Below are 17,431 nucleotides of genomic sequence, written 5' to 3' on the forward strand. Positions count from 1 at the left end.
ATATATTATGAAACAATTATTGTCTTTGATTTCAAAATGTGATGAATGTTCATTGCAATTAGAGTTAGGACCAAGGCCTATTGTTTCAGCACATACTAATAGTAAAATAGTGATTATAGGGCAAGCTCCTGGTAGTATTGTTCATAAATCTGGCATCCCATGGGATGATAAGAGTGGGCAAAATTTAAGAACTTGGATGGGAATTGATACTAAAACATTCTACGATCCCAAGAAAATAGCTTTGCTCCCAATGGGGTTTTGTTATCCAGGAAAAGGAAAATCAGGTGATCTTCCTCCTACAAAACAATGTGCTCCTTTGTGGCATCAAAAACTCTTACGTAAAATAGAAAATGTAGAACTTACGTTACTTATAGGAAAATATGCGCAGGAATATTATCTCGGTAATCAATTAAAAAGAACGTTAACAGATACAGTGAAGAATTATAAAGGGTATTTGCCTAATTATTTTGTATTACCACACCCTTCACCAAGAAATAATATTTGGCAGGCAAAAAACGAATGGTATAAAAGAGATGTTATTCCTCAATTACAAGCGAAAGTTAAATCTATATTGCAAAAAAAGTAATACTGCATAAATGCGAGGTTATGATAATGCTACTATTGAATTACATTTTTTATGTATGATTTCTTTTAAATTAACTTCTTATATGTTGTGAAATAATTTCGAAAAACTCTTTTTGTATATATGGTTTATTAATAAAATCATTCATCCCTGCTTTAATAGCCTTCTCTTTATTATCCTGAAGTGACGATGCTGTAAGTGCAATAATAGGGATGTCTTTATCAAATTTTCTAATTATTTGAGTTGCTTCATAACCATTTATTGGAGGCATATGAATATCCATTAAGACTAATTCGTAGGGCTTGTTTTTAATGTCTTCAATTGCTTTTATAGGATTTTCAAAGACAGTTACATTCATTTTTTTATTTTCTAATATTTTTTTTGTTAGAACAAGATTTACCTTATTATCATCGATTACAACTATTTTTTTGTTATCAAATATAGTATCACTATCATTCGATATTTTTTTGTTATTTTCTTCGGGTATAGAAACTTCTTTAAATTCTATAGTAAAGAAAAATTCAGATCCGTTATTTGTTTTACTATTAAACTCGATTTCAGAACCTAATAAATTTAATAGTTTTTTAGAAATTTGTAATCCTAAACCCGAACCTTCATATTTTTTGTCAAAATTCATAGACTCTTCTAAAAAATCATTAAAGATCATTTTTTGTTTATTAATATCTATTCCTATTCCATCATCTTTTATGCTAAATAAATAGTTGTTTTGTTTATTTAGATCTTTCTTTATTGTAATCCAGATATTTCCATTATGAGTAAATTTCATAGCATTACTCAAAAGATTATTTAGTATTTGTGATAGCTTCATTACATCTCCATATAAAAATGAAGGTATAGTATCATCATAGTTAAGATGTAGAGTATTGTTTGATTTATTAGCATGATACTCAAAAGTATTTACAATGTTATGTATTAATTCCTTTGGGGTAAAGGATTGTAAATGCATTTTTAGTTCTTTTTTTTCAATACTATTATTTTGAAGAATATTGTTAATAAGAGAAATTAGATGAGTACCTGCAAATTTTAAAGACTCTAAAAAACTTTTTTGACTCTCCTCTGGATTATTCTGAATTAATAGTTCTGTAATCCCTGTAATGGTATATAAAGGAGTTCTTAACTCATGGCTAATCATTGAGAAAAAATTAGACTTAATATTAGATAATGATTCTACTTTTTCTTTAGCTATTAAAAGTTCTTTGTTTTTTTCTTTTAAACTACTATTGAGTTTTTTTTCTTTACGTTTACTTTGATACATTATCAGAATTGTAAATAAGAATCCTGCTAATAGGAAAGTTGTAAAATAGATAATCATATTAGAAGTTTTTATTTCTGCTTCTCTGATTTCTTTTTCTTTACTAGCTATTTGTATTTGATTGTCTTTGATTTTTAGATCATATTTAAGTTTAAGAGTTTCGTCTTTTAGTTGATTAAAATCATTAATGTAAGTATCTATGTACTTGTCATATTTTTTGTACCACGTAATAGCTTTTTTTAGTTGGTTTTGTTTTTCATATAGCTTAGCATATGCTAGGCATATTCCTCTTAAATTAATAATATTACCTTCACTAATCTTTAATGCTTTAGCTAAGTAAAGTTCTGCATTATTATAATCTTCTAATTCTATTTTTGTAAGCGCAAAATAATATGGTAAAGAAACACTCTTTTCATCTTCTGAATTAAAGAAAGGTATTGCGGTTTCAAAATATTTATGAGCTACATTATATTTTTCTTTACGAAAATTAAGGATACCTAAATTAATTAATGCTACTCTTTGTCCTTCAGCATATTCTATCTCCTTTGCTGTTTTTAGACTGATTAAGAGGTACTGCTCAGTAGTGTTGATGTCATTTAATTTTCTATACGATAATCCTAATAAGCAATAAAGATCAGCTAATTCCTTTTTATGCTCTGTTTTTTTTACTTCGGTGATAAGTTCTTTAATAATAGTAATGCCTTTTTCAGGCTCTCCCATCCTAATATATATTTCGGCTAATTTTCTTTGAGATTGAATGATTAACTTTATATTTCCCGAAGACCTTGATAGTTTTATAGCAGAATTTGCGTAAGCAATAGATTCTTTAAATCTACGCTCAGAATTAAGTGGACTAACAAAACTTAATAATTTATAGATACTATCCTTTAATGTTTTATTGTTTTCTTGAGCTATTATGCATGAAAAACTATATAGGGTAATTATTAAAATAAGTGACTTCCTTTTCATCTTCTTTTGTCTTTTTTATAAAAAAAATAGAAAAAATCATTAACTGACTAAATTATCGAAAAAAAAGTAAATAAGGAGTGGTAAAAACAAAAAAATACTTGTTGATTATTAGTGATTTAGGATTTTTTACACTAAATTTTGGTCAAAACTCTAGATGTGATCCTAGAATGTTAAAAACTTGTTTTTACTTTTCAAAAAAAATGTAGGTTATTTGTCGCTAGGGAAAAAAAATATTTTGTTTGGAACATCAACATAAAGATCAAGTTAAAACATATACACGATATAATTTTTTTAATAAAACATATTGTGTATTTAGAGGAGTAGCATTACGCGAAATTTCGAGAAGAAAGCCAAATTACAGAAGCGAATCTGGTAGCACTTATTATTATACAAAACATGGAGTTTATAGGCTGTCGAATCACTGGGGAAGAGCAGCAAAATGTCAATGGCGACTTGTTTCTGATTTTACATCAGAGATTGACGATTTACGATTAGGGTATGCTGATTGGGGAGACTTTAGAGAAAACTTAGACCCCGATATTGATGCGTATTATATCTCAGTAGATTTTAATACAAAAAAAGTGAGTTATATGCATAAGGATGATCCTAATTATAATCAGATTGCTGTATTACGTTCTGCTGATGCTACGAGAAAACTAATTAAGCAAATTAAAAACCTTCTTGAAACTCATAAGTGGGCAAAATATTATGATTACGATGATTTAGAAGATTTTAGAGAAGAAGTCATTACTAGATTAATTAATAGTAATATTTCATTAAATGAGTTGAGGCGGGAGTTAGTCTGATGAAATATCTAGATATATAACTGGATGAGTAAAATATCATCCAGTTTATAATATTAAGATTTTTTTAATTCAATGTATACTGTTGCTATTTAGATAGTTTTAATAAGTATGCATTTTTTATAATATTGTTTATTTTACAGCTATTACAGAGATTTCTACATTCACAAACTTTGGTAATGCTGCAACAGCTACTGTTTCTCTGGCAGGAGCGGTATCTTCATTAAAATAATTTCCATAAACCTCATTTACTTGTGAGAAATTATTCATGTCACTTAAGAAAATTGTGGTTTTGATTACATTTTCAAATGTCATATCTACTTCATCAAGTACTGCTTTTAGGTTTTGCATTACTTGTTCTGATTCAGTTTTTATATCATCTAATACTAATTCGCCTGTTTCAGGATTAATAGCGATTTGACCTGATGTATATAGTGTATTACCATTTAAAATAGCTTGATTATACGGTCCTATAGGAGCAGGAGCTTTTTCTGTAGTTATAATTTTTTTCATGTGAAGAATATTTTATTAATTGTTTCTATTTTGATTAAAATAAACGTTGATTTTTTAAAAACAGTACTTCTTTTGTTATTATAATTGTCTATCAGGTTCTCTTCTTTTATCCCATTTGATATCACTCAATACAGATGATTTAATACCAATAAAGAAATTCCATGATGTTCTCTCACTAAAAGGAATCCAATTAAAATTCATAGTCCAACTTTCTAAATCTCTTTGAAATCTTAAATTAGTATATGTAAAACCTAGATTTTTAAGATCATATCCTGAGGATGCTCCAACAGACCATCTGGGAGCAAGTTCGATATCTCCAGAAAACATAATAGAATGTGATGATATTTCATTTTCTCTAGCATTATTACTATAATTAACATTATAGGATAATCGTAAAGACCAGGGGATTTTATAATTGTAATTCTTTACATCTTTATTGGCATCTGTATCATTTTTTTTGTCAAGAGATTGATTTTGATTAAAATCAGTTCCTCCTCCAAAAAGATTATCAGTCCTCCCACCATTTCTAAACGTTTGATTTTCATGAGGGTTGTCATTAGCCTTTCCTTTTTCAAAATCTTTGCTAGAGAATGAGTATCCAAAATTAGAACTAGCATTGGTTAAACGAAAAAGACTACCGCCATTATCTATATTCCAAACATCGATTTTACGATTATTATTGTCTAATGCATAAGGATCTAATCGTGCGTTAAAATTAATATCTAATTTGTTTTGAATTATTGGGATATTACCCGAAATGGATAATGGGCTTAACTTTAATGAATCTCCGGCAACATTATAAGAAGTGCTAAAATTGAGGTTGTTCAGTAAGACAATTTTTTTTGATTCTGTAGCAGTACTATCCTTACTTTTTACTTTCATTTCTAGATTGTTATTTAATGAAAAACCAATACTACTAGAGAAAACATTACTTGGAGCCCCAAAATATCCTCCTGAAAATCTAGAATATTCCACAACTTTTGTCTCATTAATATTAGTAGTATTAGGATCATCTGTAACCGTATAGGAATCATAAAATTGATTAAATGCAGGATTGATACTATAGCTAATAGATGGTCTCATGGTATGACGAATAGCTTCAATTTTTTTACCTTTCTTAAAGTTAAAAGTACCGTATATTGTTGTTCCTATACTTGTAGAAAAATTGTAGGTTCGAAAACTATCAAATCCTTTAATTGTATCTCGTACAACTTCTCCTGCACCATCTTTTGCATCAGAGTCATAACTTTGTTTTATCGTTTCAAAAACCCAACTTTCTTGAAAACTGGTTCCTGCTGAGGCACTTAAATATTTTAGGATTTTAAAATTGGTACTTATCGGGATTGTGTGTTGCATTCCTATTTTAGAATCTTTAAACATCTCGGACTTAAAAAGAAGACTATCATTTGTTTTTATCCTATTTTCTCCTCTAAAATTATATTGTGTATTGATGTTATGTATAATCCCTTTTTTTACACCTACTTTTGGAGCAAAAGGAAATATTCTAGAGACACTAGCGCTAGTGTTAGGTAGTGATAAATCAACTACTCCTGTTCTTGTATTAGAATTATGCGTTGTAGCAATATTTAAACTAACTTGTGGATCTCCTGGTATTGTTTTAGAATAAGAAATAGAAGAACTAAGCTGATTGTTTAAGAAATTACCATTATTCTGTTGATTAGTGGATCGTTGGTAAAAATCACTACTACCAAAATTTACTGAAGCCGAAAACCGAGAATTAGGACTAGCTTTGGCATCTTGACTATGTGACCATTGTATGTTATACGTTGTTCTTTTAGAAAAATCAGGAAAACCTCTCTCACTAGTTAAATTATTTTCATATCTAAATCTTAAATTACCTCTAAATCTATAACGTTTAGCATAAGCTGATTCTATAGCAAAAGTATAACTACCATTAGTATAATAATCTCCCATTAATGTTAAGTCAGCATAGTCGCTAAGAGCAAAATAATATCCTCCATTCTGAAGAAAATACCCGCGATTATTTTCCTCTCCTGGGCTAGGGAGAATGAAACCAGAGGTTCTGTCTTCTGATAGAGGAAAGTATCCAAATGGTAATCCTAATGGAGTGGGAACGTCTGCAATAAACATATTTACCAATCCAGTTATAATTTTCTTTTTAGGAACAAACTTTATTCTACGAGCGTAAAAGTAATATTCAGGATCTTCAATATTTTCTGAAGTTGTAAATTTTACATTTCGCATATAAATCACAGAATCGTTTTCGCGTTTTGAAACTTCATTTTTGATTTTAAATCCATTCTGTTCCGTTCTAGAATTATAGATTAATGCTTTCTTAGTATCAATATTAAAACGAATAGAGTCAGGCTCTACGATATTTTGAGCTTGTTTAAATACTGGAGGTTGTGTGTATTCACCTAGTGAATCTTTAATCCCATATGCATAGACTTCATTTTTAGTATTATCAATGATGATATATCCAGCATTAATTTGCATATCTCCATACACAATCTCTGCATTATTATAGAGATACATTTTATTCTCTTTACGACCTAATCGCATATAATCTGTCGCTTTATAGACAACCTTATCAGTTAAGAAACCTGATTCTGTAGTAAGAGAATCTTGTGTAGTAGTATCCTGATTTTTTTCATTAAGCAGTTTTTCAGGATTGATTTCAACCTTTTTTATAGTATCCTGATCTATAGGAATAGGGATATTCTTAGTGTTATTCGTCTCTTGCGCTGTGATTTGATAAAAACAAAACAGTGAAAAACTTAGTGAATAAAGTATGTTACGTACCTTTGTTTGCAATGGTTTAAATCCTATTTTTGTACAACTATGGCTTAGTTTTTGAAGTGTCAAAATTACATATATTTTTTATGCTTAGATTGCAATTAATAAAAAAATAAAAAAATATATTAAAAGAACACTTCTTAGGTTGTGTAAATATGAAAAATTTTGAGGTGTTGTATAAATCACAATCTTAATATTTTTAATGTATTATAATTAAAAACTGAAACAGAATAAAAATGTTTCAAAATTAGTAATAAAATTATTTGTAGTTGATGAAACGAAGTATAACTCATACTATTTTTTTAGTAGCATTTTTTTTAATAAGTACTTTTAAGTCTCCTATTACTTCTCAGGATAAGGATAAATTTGTTGTTGTTTTGGATGCAGGACATGGGGGTCATGACCCTGGTAATAGAGGAAATGGATATAAAGAGAAAGAAATAGCCCTAAAAGTGGTTTTGACTGTAGGTGCAGCATTAGAAAAAGATGGTAGATTTAAAGTAGTCTATACCCGAAAAACAGATAAATTTATAGAGCTACATGAACGAGGTAGTATCGCTAATAAAGCAGGAGCAGATTTATTTGTATCTGTGCACTGTAATTCACATCGTTCTCAAGCTTCTGGAACAGAGACTTTTGTGTTAGGATTGCATGCTAATGATGAGAATTTTAATGTAGCAAAAAATGAGAACTCTGTTATTCTCTTAGAAGATAACTATGAAGCTAATTATGATGGATTTGATCCAAATTCTCCCGAATCGATTATTGGATTAACATTAATGCAAGAAGAATATTTAGATCAGAGTCTTACTCTAGCTAGTTTTGTACAAAATAGATTTAAGAAAACTTTAGAACGAAAAAGTAGAGGAGTAAAACAAGCAGGGTTCGTAGTCCTTCATCAAACTTATATGCCTAGTATTCTTATTGAATTAGGTTTTTTAACCAATAATAATGAAGGAAAATATTTGAATTCTAAAAAAGGTCAGGATAATATGGCAAAATCTATTACTACTTCAATAATAGATTATAAAGAAAGTTTAGATGCTGTTTATAAAGTACATCAACCTAAAAAAACAGAACTCACAAAAATTACGACTCAGACAATAGAAGAAGGTGCTAATAAAGAAATAACATATAGAGTACAGATATCTGCAGGATCTAGTGATATAGAGTTACAGTCATTTAATTTTAAAGGGCTAGATCAATTGTCTAAAATTAAAAAAGGAGAGTTGTTTAAATATTTCTTTGGTAACACACCTAATTATACATTAGCACAAGAGTTAAGAGAGGTTGCAGCTAGTAAAGGTTTTGGCTCTAGTTTTGTTGTCGCTTTTCGTAATAATGAGTTAATTCCTCTAACAGAAGCTCTAAAAGCTAATGAATCTTCGAATTGATTTAAATAAACACAGAATAATTCCTTACGAATTTATCAGTAAAAATATATTTTTATTCTAAATTTGTGTCCTAAAACATAATCTATTTTGAAATTTACACGAGAAGTCAAAACAGGAATATTAGCAGTTTGCGCAATAGCACTTTTGGTTTTTGGCTATAGTTTCCTAAAAGGAAAAAATCTCTTAGAAAATAATAGAACCCTTTATGCCGTATATGATAATGTAGAAGGATTAATACCTTCTTCTGCTGTAACTATAAATGGTTTAATTGTTGGGCAAGTAGTATCGATTGATTTTGCAGATACCCAAGGTAATCTTATTGTAGAATTTACGGTTAATAGTGATTTTTCATTTTCAAGAAATAGTAAAGCAAAAATAGATGGAAATGGATTGTTAGGAGGAAAGTCTTTAGCAATAATACCATTATATGAGCAAGGGTTAGAAGCAAGAAATAAGGATACACTACCTGGTAAAAAAGGAACAGGAATCATAGATCTTGTAGGTGAGAAATTTACTCCTTTACAAAAAAAGCTAGAATCAGCAATTACAAATGCGGATACACTTATGGGATCGGTTAATGATATTCTTAGTAGAGATAATAAAAATAACCTTAATTCGATTTTTAAAGATTTAAATATTGCGGTTAACAATTTTAAAAAAGTATCAGGATCATTAAATAATATGATTTCTACTAATGAAGATAAACTGAATAATACGATAGTTAATCTGGATAAAATGTCTACAAATTTCACCAAGGTTTCTGATTCTTTGGCAAAAATTAATGTTGGTGAATTAGGGAAACATTTAGAAGAAATATTAGCTGATTTTGATAAAATATCAAAAGACCTTAACTCAGGAAAAGGAACTGCAGGAAAGTTACTGAAAGATGATAAGCTGTATAGTAATTTAGAAAAAAGCAGCAAACAGTTAGAATTATTGTTACAAGATTTACGATTAAATCCAAAGCGATATATTCACATTTCGGTTTTCGGAAAGAAAAATACTCCTTACGAAAAACCAACAGACTCAATAAATTAAAAGATTATGCTACAGTACATACCTAATATCTTATTTATACTTATTTTGGGGGTAGGTATTGGATATTTTACAAAGAATATACGAAAAGTTATTCGTAACATCCGCTTAGGAAAAGATGTCGAACGATCCAATAATAAAAAAGAACGATTTAAAAACATGTTAATGATTGCATTAGGGCAATCTAAAATGGTGCGACGTCCTATTTCAGGGATATTACATGTTGTCGTTTATATAGGTTTTATAATAATTAATATCGAAGTATTAGAAATTATTATAGATGGTATTTTAGGAACCCACAGGATTTTTGCATTTTTAGGAGGATTCTACGACTTTTTAATCGCTTCGTTCGAGGTATTAGCACTTTTAGTTTTAGTAGGAGTTATAATATTTTGGACTCGACGTAACATTATTAAGCTAAAACGTTTCTGGAACCCAGAGATGAAAGGCTGGCCAAAGAATGATGGAAATTTGATTTTATATTTTGAAATGATTCTGATGACTTTGTTTTTGGTAATGAATGCAGCGGATCTTCAATTACAAGAGTTAGGAGCTGATCACTACAGTAAGGCAGGAGCATACCCTATAAGTCAGATTATATCTCCTCTTTTTAATGGTATGTCTGAACTATCCTTAATCATATTAGAAAGAACTTCTTGGTGGTTGCATATTATTGGGATAATAATTTTTTTAAATTACTTATACTTTTCAAAACACCTTCATATTCTATTAGCGTTTCCAAATACATATTATGGTGATTTAAACCCAAAAGGAGAGTTAGATAACCTAGAAGCTGTTACTAATGAAGTAAAATTAATGATGGATCCTAGTGCAGATCCATTCGCTGCTCCTGTAGATGATGACCAGACAGAAGGAGAACCAGAAAAGTTTGGAGCATCAGATGTTACCGATTTAAATTGGGTTCAATTATTAAATGCATATACATGCACTGAGTGTGGTCGTTGTACAAGTGAATGTCCAGCAAACCAAACGGGTAAAAAATTATCACCACGTAAAATAATGATGGACACTAGAGATCGATTAAAAGAGGTAGGTGATATTATAGATAAGAATGGTAGTTTTGTGCCTGATGGAAAAGAATTGTTGAACGATTACATTACCCCAGAAGAATTGTGGGCATGTACTAGTTGCAATGCTTGTGTCGAAACTTGCCCTGTAAGTATTAGTCCATTATCAATTATTATCGATATGAGACGGTATTTAGTAATGGAACAGAGTGCTGCACCATCAGACTTAAATAATATGATGTCTAACATAGAAAATAACGGAGCTCCTTGGCCATTTAACCAGATGGACCGATTAAATTGGAGTGACGAATAAATAGTAAGTTTAACCAAGATTTTTAACCAATTAAACCAAACCTTAAATTAAAATAATTATGAAAAAAGAAGAGGTAGATAAATTATTGCATGATAAATTAGAAGAAGGACAACATATAAGTCCTGTTTTGCCAGAAGGGATAAAAAACTATCTTATTGATATTGATGGAACTATTACAGAAGATGTTCCTAATGAAGAACCAGAACGTATGGGAACTTGTAAGCCTTTTCCTGATGCTTTAGTAACCTTAAATAAATGGTATGATCAAGGACATATAATTTGTTTTTTCACATCTAGAACAGAGGAACATAGAGGAGTAACAGAGACATGGTTAAAGGAATATGGATTTAAGTATCATAGTTTGTTAATGGGTAAGCCTAGAGGAGGAAATTATCACTGGATTGATAACCATTTGGTAAAAGCAACAAGGTATACCGGCAAGTTCACAGAATTAGTAGAAAGAGTAGTAACCATTGAAGTTTTTGATGATGGTAAACATGATTAAGATATAAGTTTGGTTTTTTAAATTTCTAAACAAAGGCTTAATCTTAAATAGTATTATAATATGAGTGAGACAGTAAAAGTGCCAACAATGGCAGAATACTTAGCTGAAGGTAAAAAACCTGAAGTTTTATTTTGGGTAGGTTGCGCAGGTAGTTTTGATGATAGAGCTAAAAAAATAACTAAAGCTTTTGTGAAACTGCTTCATAATGCTAATGTTGACTTTGCTGTATTAGGAACCGAGGAAAGCTGCACAGGAGATCCTGCAAAAAGAGCAGGTAATGAGTTTTTATTTCAAATGCAAGCAGTTACAAACATCGAAGTTTTAAATGCTTACGAAATAAAAAAAGTAGTTACAGCATGTCCACACTGTTTTAATACTCTAAAAAATGAATATCCAGTATTAGGAGGAGACTATGATGTGATGCACCATACGCAATTTCTAAAATCCCTTTTGGATGAAGGGAGATTAAAAGTAGAGGGAGGTAAGTTTAAAGGTAAACGAATCACATTTCATGATCCATGCTACCTAGGTAGAGCTAATAATGTATATGAAGCACCAAGAGATTTACTGAGAAAATTAGAAGTAGAACTTGTAGAAATGAAGCGTTGTAAACGAAATGGATTATGCTGTGGTGCAGGCGGAGCTCAAATGTTTAAAGAACCAGAGCCAGGGGATAAAGATGTTAATGTAGAGCGAACAGAAGATGCATTAGAAGTGAAACCTGATATTATTGCTGCAGGTTGTCCATTCTGTAATACAATGATGACAGATGGTGTTAAGAGTAAAGAAAAAGAAAAAAGTGTTGAAGTTTTAGATGTAGCGGAGCTTATTGCTAACGCTCAAGATCTATAAACGTATAAACGTTCTTAGTTATATAAAATTAGTTAGAGTTAATCTGTGTATTCATATTAACTCTTTTTTATAATCGGACTAATAATGTCATTTCATTTGCAGTGTGAGTTTATTGTGTGAAATAATTAATTTTATCTTACAATAGATTTGTGGCATAATTGATGCTCTGGTTTAATTACTTTAATAAAAAGATTATGTTGGCGGATTTTAAGAGCCTTTCAGAAACATCTCGAGTTTGGATTTACCAAGCTAATCGATCATTTACTATTGATGAACTGGAAGAGATAGAACAAAAAATAAACAAATTTATAACTCAATGGACAGCCCATGGAGCTGATCTAAAAGCAGGTTATGAGATTAAGTATAAGCGTTTTATAGTTATAGGGCTGGATCAAGGAGTAAATTCTGCAACGGGATGCTCTATTGATGCTTCTGTTCATTTTATTCAAGAATTAGAAAAGACATATGATGTTGATTTAATGGATAGGATGAATGTCTCTTTTAAACAAGGAGAGTTTGTAGCTTATAAATCTTTAGTGGATTTTAAAAAAATGGCAAAAAATAGATCCGTATCCTCTAATACTATTGTATTTAATAATTTGGTTACTAATATAGCCGAATATCATACGAATTGGGAAGTTCCTGCAAAAGATAGTTGGCATAACCGTTTCATAAAATAAAATTTTTCGTGCGGGATATAATCAAAAAGTATTTTTATTGCCTAGTGTTTCTTGTAACTTTTGGAGTAAACGCTCAGTTGCAAAATCCTTTAGCAACAGAAGATTTTAGCGCTCAAAAAAATTGGGTAGACAGTATATATAATAGAATGACTCTCAAAGAAAAAGTAGGTCAACTATTTATGGTTAGTATGCCTTCTTCAGCTTCATCAAAAGAAAGGAGTAAAATTAAACAGCTTATAGAGGAGTTTCAGATTGGTGGAATTGTTTTTTCTAAAGGAGGACCTAAAGAGCAGGTAATATTAAATAACGAATGTCAAAAAATATCTAAAATACCCTTGTTAATTGGTATTGATGCAGAGTGGGGACTTGGTATGCGATTAGATTCTACCCAAATTTTTCCTTGGAATATGACTCTAGGAGCTATTACGGACAATGCCTTAATCGAAAAAACAGGGCAACAAATAGCTAAACATTGTAAGCGAATAGGAGTTCATATTAATTTTGCTCCAGTTGTAGATATCAATACAAATCCAGCAAACCCTATTATTGGTAATCGTTCTTTTGGAGAAAGTAAAGAAATAGTAACTCAAAAAGCATTAGCTTTTATGAAGGGTATGCAAAAAGAAGGAGTTTTGGCAAGTGCAAAACATTTTCCGGGTCATGGAGATACAGATAGTGATTCTCACCATACACTTCCTACAATTGGATTTGATGCTAAACGAATTGATAGTATAGAGTTATATCCTTATAAAAAACTTATAAGTAGAGGGGTGCCTAGTATTATGATAGCTCATCTAAATGTACCTAGTATAGAGTACAGAACTAATTACCCTTCTTCGGTATCCAAAAAAGTAGTGTCTACTCTATTAAAAGATAGTCTAAAATTTAAAGGGCTAATTTTTACTGATGCCCTTAATATGAAAGGAGTTTCTGATTTTAAAACCCCTGGAGAGATTGATCTAGTAGCTTTTCTAGCAGGTAATGATATTCTTTTGATGTCAGAAAATGTGCCACTAGCCTCTCAGAAGATAGTTTCTTCATATTATGCAGGAGCAATTACAGAAGAACGTTTGTCATATTCTGTTAAAAAAATTTTAGCAGCTAAGTATAAAGTAGGACTAAATAGATATAAACCTATAAAAAAAGATTTTCTTTATGAAGACTTAAATAGTATAAATGATACTGTATTACAACATGATTTGATAGAGAACTCTTTAACTATTATAAAAAATAAAAAAGCTACATTACCAATTAAGAATATAGATCTAAAAAAAATAGCTTATGTATCTTTTGGGGATGACTCTGGAGAAGAGTTTTATAATGAGTTGAATAAATATGCTAAAGTTGATTGGATAAAGGCGATTGGACTAAGCGAAATGATAGGCAAACTAAATAAATATAATTATGTGATTGTCGGTTTCCATAAGTCTAATGATTCTCCTTGGGAAGCATATAAGTTTAAGGATAAAGAATTAGTGTGGTTGTATGAAATAGCCAGACTGAATACTACAGTACTTAATGTGTTTGCAAAACCGTATGCCATGTTAGATATGTTAACAACTACAAATCTTGAGGGGATTCTGATGGCATATCAAAATAGTAATGTGGCTCAGCAGAAAGCTGCACACCTTCTTTTTGGGGCATTAGAAGCTAAAGGTAAACTTCCGGTTAGTATTGGAGAAGAGTTTCCTATTGGTACAGGAGAGTATACTAGATTATTGAAAAGATTATCTTATGGGGTGCCAGAAAGTGTAGGGATGAGTTCTAGTAAATTAGCAAAAATTGATTCTGTAGTGAATTTTGCATTACAAGAGAAGATGACACCAGGGGTGCAATTAATTGTAGCAAGAAAAGGAAAGGTGGTTTTTAATAAAAATTATGGATATCATACCTATAACAAAATTCGGAAAGTAAAAAAAACTGATGTTTATGACTTGGCATCTCTCACTAAGATATTAGCTACTTTACCTCTTATTATTGAATTAAAAGATAAAGGAGTGATTTCTTTAGATACTAAGGTAGAGAAAATACTACCGTCTTTTAAAGGTTCTAATAAAGCAAATATTACAATAAGATCAATGCTATCGCATTATGCGAAATTTAAATCATGGATTCCGTTTTATCTGCAAACTATGGATTCTATAACACGAAAACCAGATAAAAAATATTATAGAAGTAATCGCTCTAAGGATTTTAATATTCAAGTTACCAATAATCTTTATTTTAGAAGTGATATGAAGGATTCTTTGCTTTTAAAAATTAAGGAAAGTGAATTACGTAAAAGATTAAGTTATAAGTATAGTGACTTACCGTATTATCTTTTAAAAACATTTGTAGAAAATCATTATGGGAATACGTTAAATAAACTGACTCAACAGCATTTTTATAAGCCTTTGGGGGCTAATAATACATCATACCTACCTTTAACAAAGTTTAATAAAAAAAAGATAATTCCTACAGAATACGATAGGATCTTTAGAGATGAAATTGTTCATGGGTATGTACATGATCAAGGAGCAGCTATGCTTGGAGGTATAGGAGGACATGCAGGATTATTTGCTAATGCTAATGATGTGGCTAAGATAATGCAGATGTATCTTAATGGAGGATATTATGGAGGGAAACAGTATTTTGAACAGCAAACATTAGATGATTTTAATACCTGTCATTATTGTCACAGACGTGTGAGGCGTGGAATAGGATTTGATAAACCACAATTAGGAGAGGCAGGACCAACCTGTGGATGTGTGTCAATGACTAGTTTTGGTCATAGTGGTTTTACAGGAACATTTACATGGGCAGATCCAGAGAAAGAATTAATATATGTCTTTTTAAGTAATCGTACTTTTCCCAATGCTGCAAATCGAAAATTGATATCTCATAATATTCGATCAGATATACAAAAGATAATTTATGAAGCAATAGAGGACTAGTTTTTTAGATATTTTTTTCTTTAAGAACTATAATGCTAAAATCTTAAATTTATAGATTGAAAATACTTTATTAGACCTCCCGACTTTGAAAAAAAAGGGCTATTATGTGGTGTACAAAGTCAGGAAATCTAAAAGGGAAACTTTTTTTTGAGTTAAAACTTACCAAATTTTAGAGAAAGAATTCCGCCAAGTGAAGAGAAGTCATTATTGCTGTAAAAGTCTGTATTTAATCCAGATACAGTTCTATAGTTAACTCCTAATCCTACTCGAAAAGCTTTGTAGATATTGAATTCTAATTCTAAACTGGGCTGTATAATAAATAGGCTGTCAGATACATCAAGATGTTCATTGTGTGAGTGGTTATCTTTTTCTCCGATACCTCCCCATCCAATCATAACAGAGGGAATTAAGTGTACTATAGACTTCCAATTAACTATATATGCTCCAAAAAAACCACCGTAAATAAAATTAAGGTTTTGATTAGTTTCAATTTTTTTGTGAGTAATATCAGTTGTTAAATGATAGCCTTCAATACCAAATACTGTTTTATGATTAATAATAATACCTCCTTTTCCTCCAGCAAAAAAAGCAAACTGATTCATTACTGAAGAGAAATTTAAATTTGATCCTCCAAAACCAGTTATTTTTGAACTTTCAGAATCAAATATAGTTATCAAATTACTCTCTTCATTGTTTTGTTGTGCAGAGGAGATATGAGCTAAAAATAGTATGCAAAGAACTGAAATTACCTTTTTGTTTATCATGATCATTAAGTAGTTTATGAATTTTAGTGCAAGATTATGATACAACTACTTAATTCTATATTAATAAGCCTATTATGGTGTGAATGGCCATTTATTTGTTGTGGATAGACACTATGTTTTTAAAGGCGATATTAAACTTTTCAAATCGATTTCTTGAAACAGGAACAGTGTGATCAACTCCTTTAAAAAATAATTGGTAATTACGAGCATTTCCTTTTGATTTTTCGATATTTCGTATGTTAACCAAATATGACCTATGCGTTCTAATTATAAAAGGAAATTCGTTTAATGTTTCTTCTATTTGTTGAATTGAAAATCGATAAAAAGAAGTTGCAATTTGATCTTTTTTCTGTGTGTATATTTCAATATAATTACCATCTGACTTTATGAATAATAAAGTGCTTAAATCAAACTTTATGGTTTCTTTTAATGTATTAGAAGGTAGGTGTATGATTTCCTCTTTAGTTGAAGACTTTTGATCTTTTTTTATACTATTTTTTAATTTTTGATTGTGTAGTAAGACTTGTTTTAAGTTTGATTTTAATTTGATAGTATAATCAATCCATACTATAATCGATGAAGGAATAAAACCTATTAAAATTGTAGAAAGAGCTGTGCTAATAAAGAAAACAGATGATAAAGAAAAAGAAAGGTCTTTGCAGATGCTAATTAAAAAAGTATAATTAAAAATGAAAATTCCAAAATGTAGTATAGAGAGTATACCTAACTCTTTTGATATTGTCCAGTTTTCTTTTCTGGTAATGGAGAAAAACATTCTTGGAAATATATCAAGTATCAAAATAATAGATGCAAATGTAATGCTGCCTAAAATAATAGATATTTTAGTTTTTGAGATTATAAAATATTTTTGTTCTGGGTCATTAAACAATAATTGATTTATTAAAAATATAAAAAACCCAATGGATATAGCTAGAATTAAATTTCTTTTTAACGAGAAATTATGGGAGTAAGGTTTTCTTAATAAATGTAATATCATTATATATAGTA

14 protein-coding genes are annotated in these 17,431 nt (G+C 29.9%); 9 read left to right on the forward strand and 5 right to left on the reverse strand.

Going from position 1 to position 17,431, the window contains the following annotated elements; all coding sequences use genetic code 11:
• Positions 1–7: 7 nt before the first annotated feature.
• A complete protein-coding gene (locus N456_RS15315) occupies positions 8–586 on the forward strand; it encodes a uracil-DNA glycosylase family protein (RefSeq protein ID WP_062059119.1) in 579 nt (192 codons plus the stop codon).
• A gap of 70 nt (positions 587–656) precedes the next feature.
• Here the strand turns inward: N456_RS15315 and N456_RS15320 are convergent, their stop codons facing one another.
• Positions 657–2,825, reverse strand: coding sequence for a tetratricopeptide repeat-containing hybrid sensor histidine kinase/response regulator (locus N456_RS15320; protein WP_062059122.1), 2,169 nt, complete (start codon positions 2,823–2,825; stop codon positions 657–659).
• Positions 2,826–3,064: 239 nt separating this feature from the next.
• Between N456_RS15320 and N456_RS15325 the strand changes: the two genes are divergently transcribed.
• Positions 3,065–3,631 carry a hypothetical protein gene (locus tag N456_RS15325; protein ID WP_062059125.1) on the forward strand — a complete coding sequence of 189 codons (567 nt, stop codon included), beginning with the start codon at positions 3,065–3,067 and terminating at the stop codon, positions 3,629–3,631.
• 129 nt (positions 3,632–3,760) lie between these two features.
• Here N456_RS15325 and N456_RS15330 read toward each other — a convergent pair whose 3' ends face one another.
• Positions 3,761–4,141 carry a RidA family protein gene (locus N456_RS15330; protein WP_062059128.1) on the reverse strand — a complete coding sequence of 127 codons (381 nt, stop codon included), beginning with the start codon at positions 4,139–4,141 and terminating at the stop codon, positions 3,761–3,763.
• Between the two features lie 78 nt (positions 4,142–4,219).
• Positions 4,220–6,988, reverse strand: a complete 2,769-nt coding sequence (locus N456_RS15335; RefSeq protein WP_148639342.1) for a putative LPS assembly protein LptD — start codon at positions 6,986–6,988, stop codon at positions 4,220–4,222.
• A 203-nt stretch (positions 6,989–7,191) separates the two neighbouring features.
• Here N456_RS15335 and N456_RS15340 point away from each other — a divergent pair, with 203 nt between their 5' ends.
• The 7 genes from N456_RS15340 to N456_RS15370 all read left to right on the forward strand — a co-directional run bounded on the left by N456_RS15340 (position 7,192) and on the right by N456_RS15370 (position 15,659).
• Positions 7,192–8,313, forward strand: coding sequence for an N-acetylmuramoyl-L-alanine amidase family protein (locus tag N456_RS15340; RefSeq protein ID WP_062059131.1), 1,122 nt, complete (start codon positions 7,192–7,194; stop codon positions 8,311–8,313).
• A gap of 87 nt (positions 8,314–8,400) precedes the next feature.
• Positions 8,401–9,351, forward strand: coding sequence for an MlaD family protein (locus N456_RS15345; RefSeq protein WP_062059134.1), 951 nt, complete (start codon positions 8,401–8,403; stop codon positions 9,349–9,351).
• A gap of 6 nt (positions 9,352–9,357) precedes the next feature.
• Positions 9,358–10,689 (forward strand): 4Fe-4S dicluster domain-containing protein, encoded by a 1,332-nt coding sequence (locus N456_RS15350; RefSeq protein WP_062059137.1) that lies wholly within the window; start codon positions 9,358–9,360, stop codon positions 10,687–10,689.
• 58 nt (positions 10,690–10,747) lie between these two features.
• The gene (locus N456_RS15355; RefSeq protein ID WP_062059141.1) at positions 10,748–11,194 is read left to right on the forward strand and encodes an HAD family hydrolase; all 447 of its coding nucleotides are present in this window, start codon (positions 10,748–10,750) and stop codon (positions 11,192–11,194) included.
• Positions 11,195–11,254: 60 nt separating this feature from the next.
• Complete coding sequence (locus N456_RS15360; RefSeq protein ID WP_062059144.1) at positions 11,255–12,046, forward strand: (Fe-S)-binding protein; 792 nt, start codon at positions 11,255–11,257, stop codon at positions 12,044–12,046.
• Between the two features lie 194 nt (positions 12,047–12,240).
• A complete protein-coding gene (locus tag N456_RS15365) occupies positions 12,241–12,726 on the forward strand; it encodes a hypothetical protein (RefSeq protein ID WP_062059498.1) in 486 nt (161 codons plus the stop codon).
• 8 nt (positions 12,727–12,734) lie between these two features.
• Positions 12,735–15,659 carry a serine hydrolase domain-containing protein gene (locus tag N456_RS15370; protein WP_420834727.1) on the forward strand — a complete coding sequence of 975 codons (2,925 nt, stop codon included), beginning with the start codon at positions 12,735–12,737 and terminating at the stop codon, positions 15,657–15,659.
• A 152-nt stretch (positions 15,660–15,811) separates the two neighbouring features.
• Here N456_RS15370 and N456_RS15375 read toward each other — a convergent pair whose 3' ends face one another.
• Both N456_RS15375 and N456_RS15380 read right to left on the reverse strand, forming a co-directional pair.
• Positions 15,812–16,423: a hypothetical protein gene (locus N456_RS15375; protein WP_148639343.1), complete on the reverse strand. Its 612-nt coding sequence runs from the start codon at positions 16,421–16,423 to the stop codon at positions 15,812–15,814.
• A 91-nt stretch (positions 16,424–16,514) separates the two neighbouring features.
• Positions 16,515–17,420 carry a LytR/AlgR family response regulator transcription factor gene (locus N456_RS15380; protein WP_062059150.1) on the reverse strand — a complete coding sequence of 302 codons (906 nt, stop codon included), beginning with the start codon at positions 17,418–17,420 and terminating at the stop codon, positions 16,515–16,517.
• Between the last annotated feature and the right edge of the window lie 11 nt (positions 17,421–17,431).

Origin of the sequence: Aquimarina longa SW024 (assembly GCF_001401755.1) — a bacterium.
Taxonomy (GTDB): domain Bacteria; phylum Bacteroidota; class Bacteroidia; order Flavobacteriales; family Flavobacteriaceae; genus Aquimarina; species Aquimarina longa.